The sequence below is a fragment of the Niveispirillum sp. SYP-B3756 genome, assembly GCF_009495745.1.
In the GTDB taxonomy this organism is placed as follows: Bacteria; Pseudomonadota; Alphaproteobacteria; order Azospirillales; family Azospirillaceae; genus Niveispirillum.
Genome location: NZ_WIDQ01000002.1, coordinates 414,764 through 440,213, shown reverse-complemented (window position 1 = coordinate 440,213; position 25,450 = coordinate 414,764). Strand labels below are relative to the sequence as shown.

Below are 25,450 nucleotides of genomic sequence, written 5' to 3'. Positions count from 1 at the left end.
ATCGATCTTGAATGAAGAGGCCGGCATTATGCGTACCGTTTCGCTTGAATGGATTACTATAAATCTTAAAAATACGAACAATAGTCAATTATAAATTTAATGTCTAACTATATATTAATCTAATAACCGAGATACTCTATTAATTATCATCTGAATATAATTCTGTTCAGTTTATTCAGAAACGGAAAATCCTCCACTTTCATCTATAGATACGATGATTCGATCCGGCAGCCCACCTCCCAGCCGACTCAGCACCAGTTCTGCGATTTTCGGTAGAAGACTGCCATTCAAGATATGGTCGATATTGCGTGCACCAGCCTCCACCGTGGCGCAGCGGCGGGCGATGGCCGTATCGACCCCTTCGGCGAAGGCCAGATCAATGGCATGGCTGTCGCGCAGACGCCGCGCCACCGCCGCCAGCTTCAGCTTCACAATGGCGGTCAGGGGCGCACCCAGCAGCGGCAGATAGGGAACGATCTGCATCCGCGCCAACAGGGCTGGCTTGAAATGGCGGGAGAGGACGGGCCGGATCCGATCCGCCAGTTCCTCTGTCGCCGGTATCGCGCCGCCATCCTCATCAATCGCCTGGCCGATATCGGTTAACAGATCGGTGGCCAGATTGCTGGTCAACAAGATGATCGTATTGCGGAAATCGACCGTACGCCCTTCCCCGTCCGACAAGGTGCCCTTGTCGAAGACCTGATAGAACAGGTTCATCACCTCCAGATCGGCCTTCTCCACCTCATCCAGCAGCACCACCGAATAGGGGCGCTGGCGCACGGCTTCGGTCAGAACGCCCCCTTCCCCATAGCCGACATAGCCGGGCGGGGAGCCGATGAGGCGGGAGACACTGTGCTTTTCCTGGAATTCCGACATGGCGATGGTGCACATGAAGCGCTCCCCGCCGAATAGAAGATCGGCCAGGGCCGTGGCCGTCTCCGTCTTGCCCACCCCGCTGGGGCCGACCAGCAGGAAGACCCCCAGCGGGGCCTGTGGATTGCCGATTCCCGCCTTGGCGGTGCGGATGGAACGGGCGATAGCCGCCAATGCGGCATCCTGACCGATGACCCGGCGCTGCAGCGCCGCCTCCAGCCCGAGCACCATGGCGGCTTCGTCGCGCACCATGGTGCCGATGGGAATCCCGGTCCAGTCGGACAGGACACGCCCCACCAGATCGGCGGTCACCTCGTGATGGACCAGGATGGTGTCGCCGCGCAGTTCGTGCAGCTCCCCGATCAGCCCCGCCCGCTCCGGCTCCGCGGCAAGGCGCAGACGCTCCACCAGTTCCCGCTCCGCCTGCCAGCGGTCGGCCAGGGCGTTGGCTTCCTGATCGGCCGTGGCGATGGCGTCATCCAGCGCCGACAGGCGGGGATGCGCGGCCACCAGATCGCGGGCCAAAGCATCCCGTTCCCGCCGCAACACGGCCGCCGCATTCTGTGCCGCCTCCAGTGAAGGGGGACGGGCGACCGTGCTCAACCGTGCGCGCGCAGCCGCGGTATCCAGCAGATCAACGGCCTTGTCCGGCAATTGCCGCCCGCTGAGATAACGGGCGGAGAGCCGGGCGGCGGCCACAACGGCTTCATCACGGATGATGACACCATGCGCCTGCTCATAGACGGGGCGCAGGCCACGCAGGATGGTCACCGCGTCATCCGGCGACGGTTCATCCAGCTTCACCAGTTCGAATCGGCGGGCCAGCGCGGCATCCTTTTCAAAATAGCGCTTATATTCTCCCCAGGTGGTGGCGGCGATGGTGCGCAGTTCCCCCCGCGCCAGCGCCGGCTTCAGCAGGTTGGCGGCGTCCCCACCCCCCGCCGGCCCGCCGGCACCGATCAGCGTATGCGCCTCATCGATGAACAGGATGATGGGGCGCAGGGAGGCCTTCACCGCGTCGATCACCGCCCGCAACCGCTTCTCAAACTCCCCCCGCATACCGGCACCGGCCTGCAACAGGCCCAGATCCAGCCCCAGCAGCCGGACATCGGCCAGGAAATCCGGCACCTCACCGGCGGTAATGCGCAGGGCCAGTCCCTCCACCACAGCCGTTTTGCCGACACCTGGCTCGCCCACACACATCGGGTTGTTTTTGCGCCGCCGCCCCAGCACATCAATCATCTGGCCGATTTCCCGGTCACGGCAGAAGACCGGATCAATCCGCCCGGCCGCCGCCTGGGCGGTAAAATCAATCGTGTACCGTGACAGGATATCATCAGCCGGCACGCCGTCGGCGGCCGTATCAGCGGGCGACGATTCGCCGGGCCGCGCCAGCCGCAGCAGCAGGTCGCGGCGCAGCAAGGGCAGGTCGGCTTGTAAGGGGGCCAGCAAAGCCGCCCATTCCGGCCCCGCCGCCCATTCAGCAACCCGCCCCACCACCGCCAGCAACAACTGGCCGGACCGGATATCATCCGTCCCCTGACCGCCAGAAGCCAGCAACCAGGCGCTGCTGAGGCAATCCAGCAGATCCTGGCAATAGCTGAGCGCCCCCTCTCCCCGACGGGGCAAAGCCTCCAGGGTCTGGGTCAGGGCCGTCGCCAGCCGGGCCGGTGCCACATCATATTGGCGCAGCAGCAAAGGCACATCGTCTTCCGGATCATCCAGCAGGACCAGCAGCAGATGTTCCAGGCGCAAGGTTCTATGCCCCCAGCCCTGCGCCGATCTGGCCGCCAGGGCCAGCGCGCGACGGGCTGACGGGTTGAGACGGGAAACCAGAAAGTCCTTATCAGCTTCCAACGTTCCCTCCCACGTCCAATGACAACTGCTGCATCTGGCGAGCCCAGAAATCTCATCAGGGAAAATTCCGACACAGCATATCCAATCGACAAGAGAGCACAAACAAAATGAATAATATGACCCTCCAAAAAGTCAGTGAATACAATTATAATTGCGAACCAAGGTTATATTTTTCCATGGAATGATAATATGGAATGCATATAGTCTTTATAAATATGAGCAATCCCTATGGATTAGAGTATGCTCACCCTGAAATTCATCGTTATATTGAGTGAGATGGCATCATCGCAGCGGTTCCGGACGTGCTGCGTGCCGTCGGGAAGCGGGAGCGCCTGATGGATCAGGAGAACCGTCTCCTCCGCCTGCATACCCTGCTGGGGCAGGACAGGTTGATCATCGCTGCTTTGAGCGGAGAGGAAGGGCTGTCTACGCCTTTCCATTTCCGTCTGGAAGCGTTCAGCATCGGCAGCCCGGTTGATCTTGCCGGGCTGGTTGGCCGGCCGGTCGTGGTCAGTGTGCGCAGCGGTGCCGGCGATTATGACCGGCACTTCCATGGCTATGTCGCCAATGCCTGCTATCGTGGACGTGATTTTGCTGCCGACCAGTTCCATTACGAGTTGGACATGGTGCCATGGCTCTGGTTCCTGTCACGCCGCAGCGACAGCCGTATTTTTCAGGGCCGGAACGCAATTGAGATCGCCCAGGAGATTTTCCGCGAGCTGGGTTTCAGCGATGTAGAAGTGACACTGGAAAGCCAACCGCCTGTCCGTCCTTATTGCGTGCAGTACCGGGAAAGCGATCTGGATTTTCTCAGCCGGCTTTGGGAAGAAGACGGCATCCATTATTTTTTCCGGCACGAGGCCGACCGCCATGTGCTGGTGCTGGCCGATGGTCCGTCCGCGCACCAGCCATTCGCCGGTACCGGGGCGTTACAGGTCAAGCGCGGCGACATGGCCGATGCGCAGGCCGGCGTCACCAAGCTGCTGGAGCGGCGGCAGGTGGTGCCCGGCCGTTATGCTGTCGGTGATCATAATTTCGAAACGCCCCGCCGTGATCTGCTGGCCATGCGCAGTGAGGCCAGTCCGGCCGGCCATTCCACTGCCCTGGAACAGTTCGATCATCCGGCTGGCCATCAGGATCTGGCGGATGCCGATCGCCTGGCACGCCTGGCCCAGGAAAGATGGGAAACAGCGCGGCGACAGTTCGACGGCAACAGCAACGAGCCCCGGCTGGCCTGCGGCAACCGCGTGCTGCTGTCCGGCCACGAACTGGCGGATTATGACGGCAGCTATCTGCTGCTTTCTGTTCATCACAGCGCCAGCAACGACATGGCGGGCGGGGGTGGCCATTATAACAACAGTTTCATCGCCCTGCCCACCGCCATCCCCTATCGCCCCCAACGATATCATCCGCGTCCGGTGGTGGAAGGGCCGCAGACGGCCACTGTGGTCGGCCCTGCCGGCCAGGAAATCCATACCGACGCTTATGGACGAATCCGCGTCAGCTTCCACTGGGATCGACGCTCCAAGGGGGATGAAGGATCGTCCTGTTGGATCCGGGTTGCCCAACCCCTGGCGGGGGGGCGATGGGGCGGCATGGCGGTGCCGCGCGTGGGCATGGAAGTCGTCGTCTCCTTCCTGGATGGCAATCCTGATCGGCCGATTGTCACCGGTTGCGTCTATAACGCGGATAATATGCCGCCCTACCCCCTGCCCGCCAACAAGACGCGGCTGGTGCTGAAAAGCCGGTCCTCTCCCAATGCCAGCGGTTTCAATGAAATCAGGCTGGAGGACAAGGCAGGCGCGGAGCAGGTTTTCATCCAGGCCCAACGCGATCTTGATCTGCGTGTCCGGGCGCGGCGGCGGGCCCTGATCGGCGGCGGCGATCATCTCAGCGTCGGGGGTGACCGCCGCGCCCTGGTGCAGGGCAATGACAGCCAGGAAGCCAAGCGCGATATCCGGATACGGACTGGCGAAGATTGGTCGCTGGACGCCGGCAGCGATATCCATATCCGTGCCAACACCGTCATGGCGGTAAAGGCAGGGCAGCAACTGGTGCTCCATGCCGGCAGCGGCCTGACACTGAAATCAGGCGGCAGTTTCATCACCATCGGGCCGGCCGGAATCGCCGTATCCGGCCCGATGGTGCGGATCAACAGCGGCGGCAGCCCCGCGGGCGTGACAGCCGATCCGGAACGACCAGAGAGACCGCAAACCCCGCCCACAGCCGAAGGCGGCCGCGATATCGTCCCGCCGGGCCGCCGTCTGGTGCGCCCCAGCGGCAATCTGGAGCGTATCGCCCAGATCCAGACGATGGTCACCGCAGCGACCAACGGCGTCCCCTTCGCCGCCCTTTGTGGAGGTGGCTGATGCGCTATGGCGAGGCCAGCAGGCAGAGACAGGGCGACGGACGCCGCGTCCGGCTCAGCTATCGGGAGCATCCGGACGGGCCGGATAAGGTTCTGCAGTTCATTATTGGTCTGGTGGGCGACTTTGCCCCCGGTGCCAAAACGCGCGGGATTGATGGGGAAGCAGATCTGCCGGTCTTCACACCGCTGACAGATCATGATGTCACGATGGCCTTTGCGGCCCTTAAACCAGCCCTGGTCCTTAACCTGACCGATCCCGATGCGCCGGGGCAATCACCCGAACAGGTGATGCTGAAGTTCCGGCGCATGAGTGATTTCGAACCGGCGGCCCTGGCATTGGGGGCCCGCGTTCCCGACGATCCGGCCGGACCAGCCGAACCACGATCGCTTACCTTGCAGAATGATCTGCTTGACCGGATGTTGCTGGCCGCCTTGCGCCAGGCGGGCGCGGTGGATCACCGGCAACTGACCCGCATCGCGGCGGAGACGGCCAAGGCGCTGCCGGCGCACCTGCGTTCCCTGCTGCCCCAGCGCCAGCAGGTGCTGGCGGAACGACTGGCCGACGGTCTTGATGATGACAGCCTGGCCTTGTGGCTGGCCCGCCTGGACCGGCGATTGGGCCGGATGGTCGCCGACCTGCGCGACCATCCGGCCCTGCAATCCCTGGAGGCCGCCTGGCGCGGGGTGGACAGGCTGGCAAAATGCTTTGCCGGCAGCGAGGTCGAACTGGCCCTGCTGCCCTGGGCGAAATCGGCCCTGCTGGCCGACCTGGAAGGGGTTCCCCCCACGGATGACAGGGGATTGGCCGCCACGCGCTTCTATAAACGGATCAGCCCCGGCGACTATTACGGTGGGCAGCCCTTCGGTCTGATCTGCCTGGACATGGCCTTGGGGGAAGACAGGGGCGAGACCCACCTGATGCACAAGCTGGCCCGGCTGGGGGAAATGGTCAGTTCGCCGCTTGTCGCCGCCGCAGCCCCGCAATTGCTGAACCTGCGTGATTTCGGCCAGATCGCCACCGGGTCTGATCTTCTTTCCAGCCTGATGCGGCTGCGCCAGGAACGCCACTGGCAGGAACTGCGCCGGCGGCCGGTCAGCCGCTTTCTATCCCTTTTGCTGCCGCGCATCCTGGCCCGCCCTGCTGGTCGGCAGGCGGATCGGCAGCCGCTCCCCTTTACGGCTGCCGACATGCCGCCGCCGCGCCCCTTGTGGCAAAACCCGGCTTATGCCCTGGCAGAGGTTGCCGGAAAGGCCTTCCTGCGTGATGGCTGGGTCACCGACCTGACCGGTTTGACCGCAGGGCGCGTGCTGAATCCTGGGCCTTCACCGGGCGAGACAGAGGCCCAGACCCTTCCCGCCACGGAATTTGTGCCGACGGAGGAGATGGAGGATGCCCTGGCAGAGACGGGGCTGCTGCCGCTGACGGCCTGTCGCGGCCGAGCCTTCGCCGCCTTTTTCCGGGCCAATACGCTGCATCACCCCAGCGGAGAGCCCGGTGACATACTGGCGCGGATGCAGGCACGCCTGCCCCTGGTCCTGGCCGCCTGCCATATCACCCATTACCTGCGCGCCCTGGGACAACAGACAATCGGCCAGAGCGGCAAGGAATCCGCCGTAGAGCATAAGCTGAACCAATGGCTGTCGCGCTATATCGCCCACCAGGATGATGCAGCGCCGGAAATCCGCGCCCGACAACCGCTGCGCCGGGGCGAGGTCTTTGTGAACCCGCACCCGCAGCGGGCAGACCAGTTGGAAATGCAGGTCAGGCTGCAGCCCCATTTCCAGTTCGACGAAATGGATTGCGATATCAGCCTGACCGCCATCCTGGATCGGGGGGGCCCCGTGTCGCAGGACAGCACGAGCAGGGAGAATATCAATGGCTCATGAAGCCTATGTCCGCTTCTCCGGAATAGAGACCAGCAATCCCGATTCCCTGCGCCCTGGCTGGATCCGCCTGCTCGCTTTCCGCCATATGATCGAACAACCGGGTGGCGGCAGTGCCGGTGGCGGCGGAGACGCGGCCCCCGCCCGCGTGCGGCATGGCGACCTGGTGATCGACAAGCTGATCGATGACAGCAGCCCCGTCCTGGCGCTGTATTGCTGTTCGGGACGGTTGGTGCCGGAAGTGTCGCTGGAACTATGGGATGCCAGCTACAACCAGTTGAAATTCATGGAAATTACCTTGACCGATGTGCTGGTGCGCAGCGTGCGGCCCCAGCTTCCCGCCTGCCAGGGATCGGACGGAACCCCGGCAGCCTGGGAAGAGGTCGGGTTGCGCTATGGCCGCATCGCCTGGATCTACACCATCAACGGCAAGGGCGGGCAGATGCGCAACATCTCCCATTTCTGGGACGCCAGCAGCAACAGGGGCGGATAATCCATGTCGTACGCCTATTTCCTGCCACCCGACCCGCCCCTGCTGGATCGTTTCGACGACCATTTCATGATGCCGGAAACGGCGGATGACATGCAGGAATTGATCTTCGCACACCTGTTGTTACTGCTGAACACGCGCAGCGTCTGGTCCAGCGGTGAGTTGCCCTCCCCGCTGGACTGCACCGTGCTGGGCTGGGGGATGCCTGATCAGGGTCCGCTGGCGACGCACAGCGTCAGCGACCGTTTTCGCCTGCGCCAGATGATTGCCCGCGCCATCACCGCATTCGAACCCCGGATTGAGGGGGTGCAGGTGGAAGATGGGCAGACGCCGGATGGTAATCATCGACCGGTCTTTCACATCCGTGCGCGCATCCGTCTGCCCGATGGGGTGATCGATATTTCCCGAGATACCGTTCTGGATATTGCCAGCCGTCGGTTTGAACGTCGCAAACGGGGGCTTGCGCGATGAATGAGACGTTGCTTGCCGGCTATCAGCGGGAACTGGCGGCCCTGCGGCAGGCCGGGGCCGCCTTTGCCCAGCGCCACCCGGAAATTGCCAGCCGGCTGCACCTGACGGCGGATATCTGCCCCGACCCCCATGTCGAAAGGCTGATCGAGGCATCGGCCATGCTGGCCGCCCGCGTCCAGGCGCGGATCGATGACGGCGTGCCGGAGATCACCAACGCCCTGCTGGCGGCTACATATCCCCATCTGCTGCAGCCTGTACCGTGTCGCGGCATCGTACAACTGACCTGCGGCCGGGATATCGCGGGGCCCGTACATCTGGCCCGGGGGACGGAGTTGCTGGCACCGCCGCAGCAGACCGGTCCTGGCGGGACGGTCGCCTGTCGCTTCTCCACCACAAGCGACGTGACGCTGTGGCCTTTACGGATCGAGGATATCCGCTTTGAACCGGTCGCGGCGACACCCCTGCGTTCCCTGGGCCTGCGTGGTGCGCAGGCCCTGATCTGCCGGTTGGCGGCGATACCGGGGGTGGAAAACCTGGCAGAACTGCCGCTCGATCGGCTGGTCTTCCATCTGGATGGCCCGCCGGACGTCCGCAACGCCCTACTGGAGATGTTGCTGAACCGGCTGCGCGGCATGGCGGTCGGGGAAGGGGGGCGTTACCGCCCCCTGCCCGGCGCCACCTGCGAGCCGGTGGGATTCGCCCCGACGGAGGGAATGCTGGATTATGACAGCCGCGTCCCCCTGGCCAGCCGTTATCTGCTGGAATATCTGAACTTTCCCGACAAGTTCATGTTCATCGCCGCCACCGGCCTGAAGGGTGCCCTGAGCGGAGACCAATGCGAGCTTTGCTTCATCCTGGACCCCGGCGACCTTCCCGAACTCCCCCTGGCATTGCTGGCAGATAATGCCCGCGACAGCCTGCGCCTGGGCTGCGTACCCGTGATCAACCAGTTCAGCCAGGCGCTGGAGCCGGTAAGGCTGAGCCCGCAGGTGACACATTACCCGCTGGCCGCCGATAATTGGCGGCCCCAGGCGTTTGAGGTTCACGCCGTCACGAAAGTGCGGCTGGTTGTTCGCGGTGGACGGGCGGTCGGGCAGGATTTGCCGCCGCTTTTCGCCCCGCACCCGACGTTCGATGCCGATGATGACGGGCTTCGCTGGCATGTGACGGCCGATCAGGCACCGGACGGTGGCAATGAACTCTCGCTCAGCCTCTGCGACCCAAGGGGAAGCAGCTGGTCGCCGGAAGAAGCCGTCCTGGCGGTGACCGCAGCCTGTGGCAATCGTGACCTGCCGGCCCGGCTGTCGGCAGGTCCAGTGGAACTGGCCGTCAATCCCTCGCTGGCCACGGCCCGGTTTCTTCGCCGGCCCCTGCGTTGCCTGCGGCCGGGCAGAGGCGACAATGCCCATTGGCGCTTGGTTTCGCATCTGGCCTTCAATCGCCTCAGCCTCTCCGGCAACGGGGTGGCGGCGCTGCGCGGCCTGCTGAACATCTATAATTTCGCCCATCCGGATCGTGATGCTGGCCTGTATCGGGAAATTGCCCAGCGCATCGATACGCTGGTGGACCTGAAGACCGCCCCGGACTGGCACGCGCTGGGACCGACCGGACATACCGCCTGGTGCCAGGGAAGCCAGGTGGATCTGACTTTCGAGGAGGGAGATGCCAGCGGCAGTAAATATCTGTTCGCCCTGGTGCTGGAACGGTTTCTGGCCCTGCATGTCACGGCGAACAGCTTTGTCAGGGTGACCGCCCATTCCCGCCAGCGTCAGGAAAGGATTGCCTCATGGGCACCCAGAGCGGGTCTGCGGCCGTTGATCTGACACGGCTGGTCGGGACCACGGACCTCAGCAGTTTCGAGTTTGACCAGTTGATGCGGCTGGCCCGGCTGGCCGGGCAGGATCTCCCCCGCCTGCGCACAGAATTACGCCTCGGCCATCCGTCGGGAGAGGTTGCCGCGATCCGCGACGGCCCGGACGGAAAGCCGGAACTGGTTTTGTCCAGCTTCGGGCTGGTCGGGCCGGCGGGCACCATGCCCTGGCATCTGACCGGTCGGCTGCTGGATGAAGGGCGGGCGGGCAAACAGGCCCTGCATGAATTCCTCGACATGCTGACGGTGCGTCTGGGGCAGTTGCTGCATACCGGCTGGCGGCGGTCCCAGCCGGCCTTGTCACATGAAGCGGGTGACCCGGCAGCACACCTGCCCCTGCTGGCCGTGGCCGGGCTGGCCACCAGCGGTATGGCCGCCAGAATTGCCGCCGGTGACGCCGGGCTGTCACAGGATGGGCTGGCCCGCCACGCCGCCCTGCTGGGGCTGGCCACCCGACCGGCAGAAGGGCTGGAGCGGCTGCTGATGGGGCATTTCAACCAACCGGTGACGGTTGAACAGTTTCTGGGCGGTTGGGTGGATATACCGCCGGTTGCCCGGCTGCGCATCGGCATGGGACAGGGACTGGGCAACCTGCCCCCCGTTGGCCGGCGTCGCTGGGAGGTGCAATCCCGTCTGGGCATCTGCGTCGGTCCGGTGAACCTGACAAGCCTGCACCAGCTGACCGCCGCCGGCTCAGACAGCCCGCTGGCCAAGGCAGAGCGTCTGACCCGGCTTTACCTGGGGGATGGTTTCGACATCCTGGTCCGCTTTCTGCTGGATGAACCTACCCTGGAAGGCCCCCGGCTGGGCGGGGCGGACCGTCTGGGCATCACCGGCTGGCTGGGCCTGCCGCCGGGGCCGCAGAGCCTGTCGGACACGCTGTTCCACTGGCCGGCAGATCGGCCGTTCATGACGGAGGAGCAATCATGACATCATCCGGTCGAACCCTTGCCCTGTTGCTGGCCATGCTGCTGCCGCTGGCCGGCGCAAGGGCATGGGCGCAGGCACCCTTGGACAATGCGCTGGACCAGATTCCGCGGGCAGCCAGCGAAATGGTCAACAATGTCCTGCGCGGAACCCTGGATATTCCCAGCCGCATCCCCGGGGGCACCAATACCCTGACCCTGACACCGGATGGGCAGGTGATGGCAGCGCGGCTGGCCAATGGGCAGGTTCGGGCCTGGCATCTGGAAACGGGTGCCGAAATCGGCTTCTGGCCGGATGCCGGCTCGGCCGCAGCGGAACTGCTGCCCCTGGGGGACGAGGCCGTGACGCTGGCAGCCCGGTCCGACGATGGCACCGTGCGGCTCTGGCAACCGGGCGGCGGTGCAGCGCAGCCACTGGCATTGCCCGTCCCGGTGATCGCCCTGGCCGCCCGTGACGGCCGTCTGGCCCTGGCCGGCCGCGATGGCAGCCTTTACCTGCTGGAAAAGGGGCAAGACAGCCCGCGCCCGCTTGGCAGCCTTGCCGACGTCACCGCTTTGGCCTGGATCGGCGGCGACCTGCTGGCCGGTACCGGCGACGGAATGCTGCACCGGCTGGCCGTAACAGATGGAACCCAGCAGGGTAGCCTGAAACTGGCAGCACCAGCGCGTCTGCTGCTGGGGGCCGGCGACGGCGTGATCGTGCTGGATGAGGCGGGGGGACTGTTCATCTGGGAACCAGGAGTAGAGCGCCCACGCCGGCTGGACCGACTGCGCAGCCGGCCGGCCGCCCTGGCGGTGGCGCCCGGCCAGAACCTGCTGGTGCTGGTGAGCGGACGGGAAATCCGCGCCCTGGACCTGACCAGCGGTAAGCGCCGTTGGTCGATGACCAGCCCGCGACCGGCCCAGGCCGCTGCCCTGCACCCCTCGGGGCGGCTGCTGCTGGCCGACAACGAGGAGATCGGCGTCTGGGCCGCGGAACGGGAAGCCCGCATCCTGCGCCTGATACCGGCCGAAGATGGCTGGATGGCCGTGGATGCGGCCGGTCGCTATGACGGCACGGGACTGACCACCTGGCAGGCCGGATGGCAGACGCAAGACGGCCGGCTGCCGGTACAGCGCCTGCAGGAAAGCAATTATGAGCCGGAACTGCTGGGCAAGAGCCTGCAGGCGGCACCGGAAATGCTGACCGCCCAGCCGGCATCGATTGAACAGGGGATTGATGGCCCGCCCAAAGTCAGCATGGAATTCACCAGCCCTCCCCCCGCCCTGCTGCCGGCGACGCTGGTGGTGCGGATCACAGCGGAAGACCAGGGCGGCGGGCTGGAGGCGATCAGCCTTCAGTTCAACCAGAAGCCAGTGCCGGAGACAGCCCGGATCGACAGCCAGCGCCCCAGCCCCGGCAAGCTGGTGGAAACTTGGCAGGTAGAGGCGCTGCCCGGGGTGAACCGGCTGCTGGCCAGCGGCGCCGGCCGCCGGGACATCCATGGCATCAGCGCAGAACTGACAGCCAGCCTCAGCGGCCATGTGCCGGAACCCACGCTGCATATCCTGGCCGTCGGTGTGAATGACGTGAAGGAAATCACCGCCATCCGCGCCGACAAACTGCTGCGCTTCCCCAACGTTGATGCGCAGAGCATCGCAGAACAACTCTCCCTCAGCGGTGCATCGCTTTTTACCAAAGTATCTCCCCGGCTTCTGTATCGCACGGAAGAGGTGACGCAGGAGGCCATCCTGGCCGCACTGGAGCTGTTACGAAAGACAAAGCCGGAAGATGTGGTCGTCATTTTTCTGGCGGGCCACGGCATATCCATCGGCGAACATTGGTACTTCCTGACGGGTGATACGCCGCTGGACCCGGTTCGGGATCAATCAAGTTTTCTGCTGGACCAGCGCGCCATCAGCGCTTCCCGGCTCATCCAGCTCATTCAGGCCATACCGGCCGGGCGCATTCTTGTCGCCATCGATTCCTGCCATTCCGGCACCGTCAGCGCCAGGCTGAATCAGGGCAGCGAGTTGCGCGCCATGGCCAGGATCGGTCGTCAGGCCGGGGTTCATGTGCTGGCCGCCACCAGCCCGGGTGAAGAGGCATTCGAGTTCCAGTCCCTGGGTCATGGCGCCTTCACCACCGCCCTTCTGGAAGGGATGCGCCAGCCATCGCAAACCGGCAGTGACGCCGTCCGGGCAAAGGAACTGCTGAAATACACCGAGCAACAGACCCCCCTCCTGATTCGTAAAGGGGCACTGGAGGATGCCGACTACTGGCGCCGCACCAAAGGGGATACGTCACCCATCATCCCCAGATTGCTGAAGCTGAAGCCCAGCACGCCGACCTTCTTCACCACAGGTGAGGATTTCAATCTTGGACGCGCGGCGGGCGTGATCAGCGCAGGGGACAAAAACGCACGATCAGGGGGTTGAGACGTTTGACTCCTCATCTAAAGGTAATATAACTTTTCTATAGTAAAAATTGCATTACGCATCAGCAGAATGGAACAATGGGCCGCGCCCTTCTCCGAGGAATAGAATATGAATTTCTTTTCGCGTCTTTGGGTGTTCCCACTCGGCTCCCTGCTGGTGGGGGTGGCACCCGCTTCTGCACAGTTGATCCCCAATCTGCCGCAAATCCCCCGAACCACAGTCACCGATCAGGTGGTCACGGAGGAGAACCTGCAAACCAACACGCAGGTTTTCACCGGTGCCGTCAGCGACCGCGTCAGCGATGCCTTGCGGTCTTTTGATTCCGGCGATTTCGGCGCCCAGCAGACAGCCTTCGCCTGGGGGCAGTCCGGTATTGAACTGACCGCACCGGCAGTGGGGGGGACCAGTGGCGCACGCCTGGATGGCTGGGGCCGGATGAGCACGTCCTGGCTGGATGACAATTTCACCGACACAGCGATGAGCGGGCGCATCCATACCCCCGTCCTTGGGCTTGACAGGGTCCAGGGGGCGACCGTCCTGGGTATGGCGCTTGGTTATGAACGGATCGACCTTTCGACCAAATTCAACAATGGCAAATTGACGGCAGATGGCGTTTCCATCCTGCCCTATATCGGGACGCGGCTGACAAATGATCTGATTCTCGACGGCGGTATCAACTATAGCAGCCTGCGCTATCACCGCCAGGATAACCGGAACAACAGCCGGGCCAGTCAGCGCAGCTTCAACGCCGACCGGCTGCTCTTGTTCAGCAACCTGACCGCCTATGCGCCGGCAAGCTGGACCGGCGGCGTGGTCGGGCTGTCGGCACGAACCGGTCTGTCCTGGGCGGTGGAAAGTCAGGCAGGTTCCAAAGACAGCAGCGGCCGCGCCATTGGTGGCGGGGTGAACCGGTTGGGACGCTGGACGGCCGGCCTGCGTGCAGATGGAAAAGCCACCCCCGGCAGCGATGGGACACCCGGCTTTGTCCCCTTGGCCAGCCTGACTTATCAACTGGACTTCGTGCAGAACAACGACACCGAACTGAACGAGACCCGGCGGCCGAAGGACCGGTCCAGCCTGCTGGGCGGGGTTGGCTTCTCTGTCGGCCTGACGCCACGCGCCCAGTTGACCGCTGAATATAACCGGGTCTTCGCCCGCAAAAAGCTCGATAGCCAGACCTTGCTGATCGCCACCCGTATCAGCCTCTGATCCTCACTCGGGAGCAGCCCCATGCCCGTCATCACCGTTTCCCCCGGTGCCAGCATTGATATGGTCACCGTCCGACAGCAGGTGGCGGAGTTCGTCTCCTTCGCGGCCGGTTTGCTGGTCACACGCCTGCCCGATGGCACGACCTATCGCTTTACCGGAACCTTCGATTTCACCAATACCGGCTTGCCGACCGGCAGCATTACCGGCCTGACCGTCACCAACAGCGGTGGCGCACAGCTATATAATATCGCCAATATCAACCTTTCCTTCGAACAGGCCCTTGCCCTCTCGGGCTCTGGCGATCCGCTGGCCATGGATCGCGCCATCTTCGCTGGCGCGGACAGCATTTCCGGCGGCAGCGGGGCTGACATCATCGCCGGTGGCGCTGGAGATGATGTCATCATCACCAGCGGCGGGACCGACAGCCTGCGGGGTGATGCGGGCAATGACCTGATCCGCGTGGTCAGCGCCAGCCATCTGACCGGCCTGTCGGTGGATGGGGGCGATGGCATCGACACGCTGGCCCTGGTCGCAGACAATAATGGCCCATGGACCCTGTCGGCCACCCAGTTGACCGGGATCGAACAGATAGCGCTGACACCTGCGGTGGCCGGATCAACCGTCACACTGAATATGGAAGCTGCCGGACTGCACCGCGCCAACCTGACCTTTGATGGGGTGGACGATGGTGCCCAGCTTATCCGCACTGTGCTGAGCAGCGGCGCTCTGGATTTGTCGAGCCTCAATATTGGGTCGGGTTTCCGTCAGGCGGCCGACAAGTTCATTGTGGATGGCAGTGGCGCCACCGGCAACCTGACCGTCACGGGCAGTGCTGCACATGACAGCATCACCGGCGGCAGCGGGGCTGACATCATCGCCGGTGGTGCTGGTGATGATATCATCATCACCAGCGGTGGAACCGACAGCCTGCGAGGCGATGCGGGCAATGACCTGATCCGCGTGGTCAGCGCCAGCCATCTGACCGGCCTGTCGGTGAATGGTGGCGATGGCATCGACACGCTGGCCCTGGTTGCAGACAATAATGGCCCGTGGACCCTGTCGGCCACCCAGTTGACCGGGATCGAACAGATAGCGCTGACACCTGCGGTGGCCGGATCAACGGTCACACTGGATATGGAAGCCGCCGGACTGCACCGCGCCAGCCTGACCTTTGATGGGGCGGACGATGGTGCCCAGCTTATCCGCACTGTGCTGAGCAGCGGGGCTCTGGATTTGTCGGGCCTCAATATCGGGTCGGGCTTCCGCCAGGCAGCGGATATGATCATTGTGGATGGCGGTGGTGCCACCGGCAACCTGACCGTCACGGGCAGTGCTGCACATGACAGCATCACCGGCGGCATGGGCAGCGACAATTTAGCCGGTGGTGCCGGCGACGATGTGCTGATCGGCGGCAGCGAGACATTGCTGTCGGGAACAGATGGGCCTGTGAGCACCACCCGTGTGCAGGCTGTTGCGGCCGATGGCAACCCTGTGACCTTGACCAGCAGCCTGACCTATGCCAGCAGCGTCGGCAACAGCGCCGGCACGCTGACCCTTTCCGGCAGCGTGACCGGCACCGTGCTGCAGACCAGCAGTCCTCTGAAGAATATCGTGTTCGTTATTGATATTTCGGGCAGCACGACGAATTCCGCCCTGCCGACCGGCAGCCCCCCGACTGGCCTTGATTTCAATAACAACAACAAGTCGGATACAATTATTGACTATGAGTTGAAGGCCGTCAGCGACACGATCGGCTTCCTGAACGCCGAAGGGTTGGGTGCCGTCAATGTCGGCCTTGTCGCCTTCACGTCTGACGCGCGGATCGTACCGGTGGGACAGGCCTCCTTTGGTACCGCCAGTGATAAGGCAACCCTGGACGCCGCCCTGGCCACCTTGCGGGAATCCACGGGAACGAATTTCAACGCCGGCCTCACATCCAGTGCGCAATTATTGCAGAGTATGCCGAGCACCGGCAACGGCGCTTCGGAGAACCTGATCATCTTCCTAACCGATGGTGACCCGGATGGCAGCGCAGCAACACCGACGCCGAGTATAATTAATCTGGTGCGTTCTTTGGCGACAGTGGAAGCATTTGCCATCGGCAGCCGCGTCAAAACAACCTCATTGAGCTTCGACAGCAACAGTCCAGTGCAGACACTGGACGCCACGCAAATCCAGAAGGTGATCCAGACCTCTATCACCCGCGATCTGGCTGTCAGCGATATCAGCAGCGTGACGCTGCGGATCAATGGTGGCGAGACGGTGGTGATCGATCAGTTTACCGTCGTTAATGGCGAAATCCGCTTCGATCAGCCATTGACGGGCCTGTCGGCCGATCCTGGCGACCTCAACCGGGTGGAAGTGACGGTGAACAGTGCCCGGCTGGGCGGCAGCGCCACCACCATCCTGACCATTCCCGGCACCGGCATCGTCGATGGAACCGATACGCTGGATGGCGGCAGCGGTAATGACAGTCTGATCGGCGGGCGCGGCAATGACCTGCTGCTGGGCGGGGATGGGAATGACACTTTGATCGGGGGAAGCGGGGCTGACACCCTGACCGGTGGGGCGGGGAGCGATCTGTTCCGCCTGACGCAGGCCAGTGACAGCCATGCCACCCGCAGCGATACCATCACCGACTTCGGGGTTGGCGACATCTTGGCCATCGACCAGTTGGAACTGAGCGGGATTATCACTTTTGTCCCTGGCACCACCGCCCTGACGCAGGGGCAGGTCGGGATCGAACTGAAAGCCGACAGTGCCTTCATCCATATCGGGCAGGCTGCCGGCATGGCGGAAATCCTGGTGCAGATGGCGGGTCGATACAATCCGGACAATTTCGCCATCACTAATGGTGCCCTGACCTGGAAGGACGCACCGATCATCACGCAGGCGGAATATGCGGTCGCGGGCGACCTGCGCACGCCCCCCCTGGGCGATATCGATCTGCTTTCCGTCGCGGAAATAGAGAATGTCCCATTCAATTTTCCCGCCAAGTGGATGTTCTTCTGACAACAAGGAGACAGATTATGAACCTGTTTGCCAAGTGCAGCTCGCTGGGGGTGGCCTTGGCCATCCTTTGCGTCCTACCCGCCATGGCCGAAAGCAAAACGCCGGCACAGTTCCGCAATGAGCTGTTCGGCACGCCCCTCCCGCCGGATGAGGTCAGCCCCTCTCGTCTGGGCGATCTGACCGATGCCAGGGCTGGGACGACCACGCTTTACCTGGAGTTTCCCAATATGAGTGCCGAGCTTTCCGCAGATGCAAGGGATGTGCTGGCAAACCTGCTGATCGCACTCAAAAGCCCGGAGGCGAAGGGGCGTCGCCTGGAAATTTCCGGCCATACCAGCCAGACCGGTGGTGTCACCTATAACCGCGCCCTGTCGCAACGTCGTGCAGAGGCAGTCCGCCAGTATATGGAACGAAATAATCTGCCGACGGATAATTTCTCCGTAATCGGCTATGGCTTCGACAAGCTGTTGAACAAGAGCGATCCCACAGCCGCCAAGAACCGCCGGGTCGAGGTTCGGGTTCTGGATTGAGGCAATGGGTGTCAAGCTGCGCGCACTGCTCATCAGTTCTCTATGGGCGATGACGGCGGCGGTGGCGGTGGCGGATACCATTCCTGCCACCTGCCCCCTTGGTATGCAGGGCGCCGCCGGGGTGGAATGCGGGCATCTTCCCCTGGCCGGGGGCCGGTTGTTTTTCGCCCGGCTGTCTGGCGGTGATGGTGTGCCGATGGTGCTGGTGCCGGGCGGCCCCGGTGTTGCCCCCAGCGGTGATGGTGAAGGCTGGCTGAACCGTCTGGCCATCTGGCGCCGCGCCCGGCCGGTGATCCTGCTGGATTTGCGCGGCACCGGCCTGTCCGGACCCGATATGACCTGCCCGGAGCAGACGGCCGACAAAATGCTGCAGCCGGAGAAAGTTGCCGCCTGCCGCAGACGCCTGGACCGGCGCGGTGACGCGCCGGCGCTGTTGGACAGCCGCACCCTTGCCGCCGATATCATCGCGCTACGGCAGGCGTTGGGAATCAGGCGCTGGGTGCTTTACGGCATTTCCCATGGCACGCGGGTGGCGCTGACCGCCGGGGCGCTTGACCCCGATGGAACAGCAGCCCTGGTGCTGGACAGTCTGCGACCATCCTGGCGGCCCTTCTACAGCAGCCGACTGGCGGCGCAGCGGCTGGCGGTGGCGCAGCAACTGGCAGCGGAATGTCAGGCGCAGCCGGCTTGCGCCCGGGATTATCCGGATCTGGATGCCACATTGCGGGATTTGCTGTCACCAGGAACGCCCGCCAATAACGCAGAAGAAGAATATGTGGCCAGCGAACGCCGCCTGCTGCTGGTGGGCCTGATGAGCCGCGGCCTGACCCGCCCGCTGGTCCCGTTCATCGCCAGTCGCTGGCAGGGTGCGGAAGCGCCCGCCATGGACAAGGTGATGGCCATTCTGGCACGGCCATCGCGGAACACCAGCGTCGGGCATCATCTGGCTGTCATCTGCGCCGAAGACCTGCCAAAGGATCAGGGCGCAGAGGCCTTTCTGAGCCAGTATCGCTCGGCCTGCGCGGCGTGGACCCAGGGGGTTGCAGCACCGCCGCCCGCCGCCATCCTGCCCCCGGCAACCCTGCCGATTCTGATACTGGCCGGCCGGCGCGATGCGCTGACCCCGTTCGATGCGGCGGAAATCTCCGAAAACCTGCCCGGCGCTGTTGTGCGGCCCGTGGATGAGGCCGGCCATGATGTTTTGCAGGCACCCGGCTGCACCACGCATATCGTGGCACAATTCCTGGCCGATCCAACCAGCCAACCGGGGGTTTGCCTCACACGCAAACACCCAATTGCGTTCGCCGACCCACAGCAAGCCAGAAGACAGTTAGGTATGGAGAATGTAAAATAGAATAGGAAAATGAATACTAGATAAATATTTTACAAACTATTAGACATTGAATTTTTATCCTGCCTTAATTGAGTTAAATTCAGAATTAAATCCAAAGCAACCAGATCATACTCTTTTAATGTACCGACCCAAACTGGCCGGAAGATGCTCCATATGACACTGCAGAACCCACAGCCTCGCCTGCCCTTTTCCTTCCGCCTGCCCTCCTATCGCGTGGCCCTGCCCTTGCTCGGTTGTGGCGGAGCGGTCGGCCTGTTCGCGTTGGCACGCGGACATCTGCCGGTACCGGTTCTCTGGGGACTGGTCATCCTGCTGCTGCTGGCAGGTGCCGCCGGTCCGGCTATCGCCTATTGGCGGCAGCGGCGGGCGGCCGCGCCCCAGACAAATAATGCCGGAACCAACGATAATGGCCGGATGGCGGCCGTGCAGCAGGGGCAGCGGCAAAGCCTGGCAGAAGCCCGGCAGAGGTTGCAAAGCGGGCATGATGGCGGCAAGGAGGCCCTGGCCCTGCCCTGGTTCTATCTGGTGGGCGACACACCGCTCGCGCTTAACCTGCTGCGATCGGCAGCGGCAACGGCGCCGCTGCCACCACCCGATCCGGCGGCACAGCCCGATACGCCCTGGCATTTCTGGTTTCTACGCGACAGCGTTGTGGTGCAACTGACCGAAGCCGCCTCTCCAGACGATGCCCTCACCCGCCATGCCTGGCGGGAGATGCTGACCATGGGCCGCGCATTGCGGCCGGGCCTGGCCGCCAACGGCATCATCGTCATCCTGCCGATACGGTTGCTGATGGACCCCGCCGGGGCCTCGGCCCGCCAAGCCTATCAGCAGCGGCTGCGCGGTTTGATCCACGGGCTGCAACAGGGGTTGGGCGCCGCCCTGCCCCTGCATGTGCTACTGACAGGTTTTGACGAACTGCCAGGGGCGGCCGATCTACTGAAGCACATGCCCCAGGAAGCCTGTTCACAGGCGCTTGGCCATGTCTACACCGACGCCGAAGGCAATGACCTGACGGCGGAGACCGCCCGGTTCAGTACGACATTGGAAAGGTTCTTTCATCAACTCCGGCTGGGGCGGCTGGAAATACTGGATGCTCCCCCGCAGGCCGCATTGGAACGTGAAGCGGCCTTCCTGTTCGGGGAGACGGTAACGCAGTTCCAGCCCGCCCTTACCAGCTTCCTGCTTGATCTTGTGGCACCGGCTGCCCTGCAGCATCCGGTACGGTTGCGCAGTCTTTACCTGGTTGGCGGCAATCATCCGGCCAGTTTCAGCCAGGATGCGCTGGCCCGGCTGATCCCGCGTGACGGGGCCTTGGGACGGGCGCTGACGCCGGTACGGCGGGGGCGCCAGCGACTGGCCCTGGCCGGAACCGCAGCCCTGGTGCTGCTCTCCGCTGCCACCCTGTTCTGGCTTCTTTACAGCAGTCCCAAACTGGACCGCGCCGCAGATGACGTCGTGCATATCTGCAACGACCAGGATCACCAGGGGGCCGTGCGCAGCCTGACCGCCTGTGGCGAAGCATTGCTTGACTTCGACCGTGCCGTGGCGGGTGCCGGTTGGATCGGCTGGTACCGGCCTGTGATGGGGCTGCGTGACCTGCGCCAATCCTGGGCGGCGGCCTGGGCAGATTCGGTCGGCCGCAATCTGCTGGGCGGCCTGGAACAGGAACTGGACCGGCGCGACAGCCGGCGCTTCGGACTGGCGGTCAGTCTGGCGCAGGGGGCAGCGCTGCTGGACATGTGCGACCAGCAGGGACAAGCCTGCGCGCACTTGGCCGAAGAGCAACGCAACCTGGGCCAGCGCCTGTCCTCCCTTGGCACGCCAAAGCAATTGTTGCGGCTGCATGGCGCCCATATCGCCTGGCTGGATAATGAGCGGCGCACACAGGACCGGGAGGAATTCTCTCAGCTCAGCCGGCGGCTGTGGCGATCAAATCCACCCAATGTGACGGACATGCTGGCTTGGTTGAATGACCGGGTATCCCCGCTCAGCCTGAGCCAGTTCTGGGGCGCCGCCGGCACGATGCCCAGCCAGACATTGGAGGGCGCCTATACCGCCGCCGGCTGGGTAAAGGAACTTCAGCCCGTATTGACCATCCTTGTCGCGCACGGCAATGCCCCGGCCGAAGAGGTGGAGACCTTACGGCGTAGCTTCATGGCGCAGCGTCAGACCGGCTGGAGCCGCTTCATTGCCCAGTTCGGCAGTGGTATCACATTGCGGGCGGGTGAGCCGCAGGCGGTCAAGGCCCTGCTGGCCACCAAGGATGAAAACCCGTTCGACCGGCTGGTCCGGGAACTGGAAGCCTCTGTCCTGGCGACGACACCTCAGGCGGAACTACGCCCCTGGGCCTCCACCTTGCAGCCCTTCCTGAAGGGAGACTGGCACAAGGCAATGAGCCTGCTGCGAGAGGCAACAGAACAGCTCGCTGCCGATCCGACAGGCTTGACCGGCTACAAGCTGGCCGGTGAGGCGATGCAGACCAGGGGCAGCGCCGGTGCGCGCAGTGCCGCAGCCCTGTTGCAGGCAGAGGAGATCCTGGCCAAGGCGCGGCGCGAACTTCCGGTCGGCGACGACACCACCGAAGACAAGGCGGCCATGGAATTGCTGCGGGTCGGCCCCCGCACAGTGCTGCTGCTGGCCCTGGCCGATGCCGGCCGCCATATCGACCAGGAATGGGGGCGGCAGGTCCGCAGCCAGGCCCTGCAACTGCCGCGGAGCCAGCGTCAGCAGTTTCTGGCGGGCAGCAATGGGGCGGTCGCCATGTTCAGCGACAGCGTCCTGGCCCCCTTCCGCGAAAGTGGCAGCCTGGCACCGGCAAGCCTGTTCGATCTGAAACTGCCTTTGTCCGCCGAGTTCACCGATCTGGCCAACCGGCTGCGCCAGCCGGGTGCCCGGGAAAGTGGCAATCTGGCGGGGCAACTGGTCATCAACAATATCAGCCAGATCGGCAACATGGCCGAGGGGCCGCAAGGTACCCAGTTGGCGGCGGATTGTCCCCGGCAGCCAGCGGCTGTCCGGTCCGGGGGTAGCCTAGCGGAACGGCGGGCACCGCTTTACTGGGATGCGGCCACTTGCACGTCCTTGAAGCTGACCATTTCCGTCCCCGCCGCCGTGGACCCCAGTGGCGCCAGCCTGCTGGTCCGGGAATGGCGTGGTGCCAACATGCTGTTGGACGCGGCTGCGTTCCTGAAAGGCGGTCGCATCCGCTTGAAGCTCGCTGATTTCGACCACAGCCTGACAGCGGAGGCCCAGCAGACCCTCTCCGGCGGAGAGATCAGCCCCATCGTATCCGTGGACGCCGCCATTCAGCTTATCAACGGTTTCGACCCGGCAGGCGGCGGCCCGGATGACCTGCCGGCCAGCATCATGCAACCGTTGCTGTGATGAAAGGGCACCCCATGTATCTGCGGCACCATTACCGCCATTTCATCACCGAAGTTCTGGCGATCGAACGCGCCGCGCGCCAAAGCAGCGGAACCCCTGAAGCAGCCACCATCCACGCCCTGCTGCTGCGATTGCTGGAACAGGCAAAGGCCGAAGCCGCCAAGGATGGCCACGGACCCGACCGCATCGCGGCAGCCACGGTCGCCGTGATCGGCTGGGCAGACGCGCGGCTGCTGGCCTGCGACATCCGTATGGCCCGGGGTGTCACCCTGGAATACAGCGAACGCGGATTGCACGAGGCGGGGGACGATTTTTTTCATCAGATCAAGAAGCTGGGGGATGATGACGACCTGCGTGACCTGCATTACCTGCTGCTGGCCCTGGGATATATCGGCTTCTATGAACGCCCCCGCAGCAATCTGGAAGAGTTGCAGGATATTCGCCGGAACCAGCGCGCGGCCCTGAAGACACCGCCACTGGACCCGCGCCTGCTGGCCGCAGAACCCCGCCGCACCCCGCAACCCTATGAACAGCCGGCGCCAGTGGCCGCCCCGATCCCGGTCAGGCGGCCCTGGCTGGCGCTGGTGGCAGCCCTGGCCCTGCTGGCACCGCTACCGGCACTCTGGGTGCCAAGCAGCAACGCCCTGCCCGGTTTGACCTTGCGGGATGATCCCCGTGCCCGCGTCGCCCTGCTGATGCAGAACGTACCCTGTGCCGCCCTGGATATGGACTGGAGCGAGGGGGACAGGCCCGGGCTGACGCTGCGGGGTTACCTGGGCAGCGCCGAGGATCGTGACAGGCTGATGCAGGCCATCGCACTGGTTCAGGGCGTCGGCACGGTGCGCGATGCGGTGGAAATCCATCCCCGCCCCTTCTGCAACTTCCTGGAACTGCTTGCCCCTTATGAAAAGGCTTCCACCCGCCTTCCCATGCGGCTGACATTGGCGAATGGGGCCACCAGATTGTTCCTGGGCCAGAAGGTGGCGTTCCAGATCGCCCTGCCCCCGGTATCGGGCTATCTGACGCTGGTCTATGTCAATGGGCGCGGCGACGTGTTGAATCTCTATCCGAACAACGCCCGGGAAGTCAGCCAGCAGCCAGCGTCAGGGGCCCCCACGATGGAAAGCCTGCTGCCGCCGCACAAGGAGCTGACACTCTATGCGCCGGCTGGCACGGAAATGAGCTTCCTGATCCATACGCCAAAGCCGCTGTTTTCCAGCCCACGCCCCCTGAGGGAGCCGCCGGAAACGCTGCTACTGGCCCTGCGGCAGGCCCTGGAGGCCCAACGGGCCGAGGGGGCCTTGCCGATTGTCACCCATCTTTTCTTCACCAGCGAAGCGCCGGCCGGCGGCAGTGATCCGGCGGTAAGGGGAACGCCATGAGCGCCGATGATCTGAGGGGGCTTTACTGGACCCAGGGGCTTTTCCTGACCCCCCAGCATTTTCAACTGCTGGAGGCGCGGCCGGAAGCACTGATCCAGGCCCATTGGCGTCTGCTGGGCGGGCGCGATGGCTGGGGCGTTGCCCGCTGGGCGTTGCGGCAGGGTGGCCTGGAGAATGGCGACATCGCGGTGACGGCGCTGGAAGCCATCATGCCCGATGGCAGCCTGATCCGCGCCGGCACGGCGGACAGACCCAATGCCATTCTGCCGTCACGGGCACGCGTCGCTGTTCCGGCCGACCATCGCGGGGCCATCGGCCTCTATGCCGCCCTGCCAGTCGAAGGCGACGGGCTGGGCCAGCCGTCGCCCGACGGGACACAGGGGGCAAGACGCCGACAGCGCCCTGAGGCCGGGAACCAACGCAACCGGTTCGACGCCAATGATACGGTCCCGGTAACCCACCTGACCTATCAGTTGGAACTGGTGCTGGATGTGGAACCGGCCTTCCAGATATTACAATCGGGACACAGCCTGCTGCGGCTGGCGACGCTTTATGCACTGGATGGGAAGCTGCAATTATCCCAGGAGCATGTGCCGCCCAGCCTGAACCTGGCCGCCGACCCGTTAATGGGGGAGCTTCTGCTTGATGTAACGGCCCTGCTGCACCACCGGGCGCTGAGCTTCGCCGAACTGAAGCGCGATCGGGGCATCCGCGCCGGCAATGGCACGCCGCAGGATGTCTTGCGGACATTGATTTTGACCATGCTGAACCGGCAGGTTGCCCAACTGCGGGCACTGCTGGCACGGGCCGATGCCACACACCCGGCAGACGCGCACCACCTGCTGTCCATCATCGTGGCCGAGCTGTCCAGCTTCACCGAGGAATATGATCTGGAGGGCGCCCTTGAGACGGAGACACCCCACCGGGGCCTGCCAGCCTATGATCATCATGACATCATGGGGGGACTTCGCCAAGCGATGGGGCTGATCAGAACCATGGCCAAACGGCTGACGGCGGGACCGGAAGCCGCCATCACGCTGGAGTTTAACGGTAATTGCTACGAGGCGGATATCCCGCCGCATTTCTTCCAGGGCCACCAGAACCGCTATTACCTGCGGATTGAATGCGACCTGGAAGAGGCGGTCCTGGCCAACCTGATGCGGACCCGGGCGAAATTGAGCGCACGGGGCCTGCCGGAAATGTTGCATCACGTCGCCACGCGCGGCTTGAAACCGACCCATCTGCCGCGCCCGCCGGAAGACCTGCCCCAGCGTTCCGCCCGTTTTGTCTTTTTCCAGATCGACCCCCAGGAAAACGAATGGCGTTATGTGGAGGCCGAGGGGGCCATCAGCCTCTTCATGCCGGAGCTGAACCCGCAAAGCTCCCGCGTGCAACTGCTCAAGGCGGAAACGACCTGAA

The 25,450-nt window shown here is 63.8% G+C and carries 15 protein-coding genes; 14 read left to right on the top strand and 1 reads right to left on the bottom strand.

Going from position 1 to position 25,450, the window contains the following annotated elements:
* Positions 1–171: 171 nt before the first annotated feature.
* Complete coding sequence (gene tssH / locus GE253_RS05895) at positions 172–2,730, bottom strand: type VI secretion system ATPase TssH (protein WP_153203197.1); 2,559 nt, start codon at positions 2,728–2,730, stop codon at positions 172–174.
* 335 nt (positions 2,731–3,065) lie between these two features.
* Between tssH and tssI the strand changes: the two genes are divergently transcribed.
* The 14 genes from tssI to tssK all read left to right on the top strand — a co-directional run bounded on the left by tssI (position 3,066) and on the right by tssK (position 25,449).
* The gene (gene tssI / locus GE253_RS05890) at positions 3,066–5,099 is read left to right on the top strand and encodes a type VI secretion system tip protein TssI/VgrG (protein WP_153203196.1); all 2,034 of its coding nucleotides are present in this window, start codon (positions 3,066–3,068) and stop codon (positions 5,097–5,099) included.
* On the top strand, positions 5,099–6,985 hold the full coding sequence (locus GE253_RS05885) for a type VI secretion system contractile sheath large subunit (RefSeq protein ID WP_153203195.1): 1,887 nt from the start codon (positions 5,099–5,101) through the stop codon (positions 6,983–6,985). The genes tssI and GE253_RS05885 overlap by 1 nt, the downstream gene beginning before the upstream one ends.
* Complete coding sequence (locus GE253_RS05880) at positions 6,975–7,475, top strand: type VI secretion system tube protein Hcp (protein WP_153203194.1); 501 nt, start codon at positions 6,975–6,977, stop codon at positions 7,473–7,475. The genes GE253_RS05885 and GE253_RS05880 overlap by 11 nt, the downstream gene beginning before the upstream one ends.
* A 3-nt stretch (positions 7,476–7,478) precedes the next feature.
* Positions 7,479–7,943 carry a type VI secretion system baseplate subunit TssE gene (gene tssE / locus GE253_RS05875; RefSeq protein WP_153203193.1) on the top strand — a complete coding sequence of 155 codons (465 nt, stop codon included), beginning with the start codon at positions 7,479–7,481 and terminating at the stop codon, positions 7,941–7,943.
* The gene (tssF, locus tag GE253_RS05870) at positions 7,940–9,766 is read left to right on the top strand and encodes a type VI secretion system baseplate subunit TssF (protein ID WP_153203192.1); all 1,827 of its coding nucleotides are present in this window, start codon (positions 7,940–7,942) and stop codon (positions 9,764–9,766) included. The genes tssE and tssF overlap by 4 nt, the downstream gene beginning before the upstream one ends.
* Positions 9,730–10,743 (top strand): type VI secretion system baseplate subunit TssG, encoded by a 1,014-nt coding sequence (gene tssG / locus GE253_RS05865; protein ID WP_153203191.1) that lies wholly within the window; start codon positions 9,730–9,732, stop codon positions 10,741–10,743. Before tssF ends, tssG begins: the two co-directional genes overlap by 37 nt.
* Positions 10,740–13,157, top strand: a complete 2,418-nt coding sequence (locus GE253_RS05860) for a caspase family protein (protein WP_153203190.1) — start codon at positions 10,740–10,742, stop codon at positions 13,155–13,157. Before tssG ends, GE253_RS05860 begins: the two co-directional genes overlap by 4 nt.
* 108 nt (positions 13,158–13,265) lie before the next feature.
* Positions 13,266–14,366, top strand: a complete 1,101-nt coding sequence (locus GE253_RS05855) for an autotransporter outer membrane beta-barrel domain-containing protein (protein ID WP_153203189.1) — start codon at positions 13,266–13,268, stop codon at positions 14,364–14,366.
* A 21-nt stretch (positions 14,367–14,387) separates the two neighbouring features.
* Positions 14,388–17,378, top strand: coding sequence for a VWA domain-containing protein (locus GE253_RS26460; RefSeq protein WP_153203188.1), 2,991 nt, complete (start codon positions 14,388–14,390; stop codon positions 17,376–17,378).
* A gap of 17 nt (positions 17,379–17,395) precedes the next feature.
* Complete coding sequence (locus GE253_RS05845) at positions 17,396–17,908, top strand: OmpA family protein (RefSeq protein ID WP_153203187.1); 513 nt, start codon at positions 17,396–17,398, stop codon at positions 17,906–17,908.
* 4 nt (positions 17,909–17,912) lie between these two features.
* Positions 17,913–19,262 carry an alpha/beta fold hydrolase gene (locus GE253_RS05840; protein ID WP_153203186.1) on the top strand — a complete coding sequence of 450 codons (1,350 nt, stop codon included), beginning with the start codon at positions 17,913–17,915 and terminating at the stop codon, positions 19,260–19,262.
* A gap of 153 nt (positions 19,263–19,415) precedes the next feature.
* Positions 19,416–22,649, top strand: a complete 3,234-nt coding sequence (locus tag GE253_RS05835) for a type VI secretion protein IcmF/TssM N-terminal domain-containing protein (protein ID WP_173012520.1) — start codon at positions 19,416–19,418, stop codon at positions 22,647–22,649.
* A 14-nt stretch (positions 22,650–22,663) separates the two neighbouring features.
* Positions 22,664–24,031 (top strand): DotU family type IV/VI secretion system protein, encoded by a 1,368-nt coding sequence (locus GE253_RS05830; RefSeq protein WP_173012519.1) that lies wholly within the window; start codon positions 22,664–22,666, stop codon positions 24,029–24,031.
* A complete protein-coding gene (gene tssK, locus GE253_RS05825; RefSeq protein ID WP_153203183.1) occupies positions 24,028–25,449 on the top strand; it encodes a type VI secretion system baseplate subunit TssK in 1,422 nt (473 codons plus the stop codon). The genes GE253_RS05830 and tssK overlap by 4 nt, the downstream gene beginning before the upstream one ends.
* The last annotated feature ends 1 nt before the right edge of the window (position 25,450 follow it).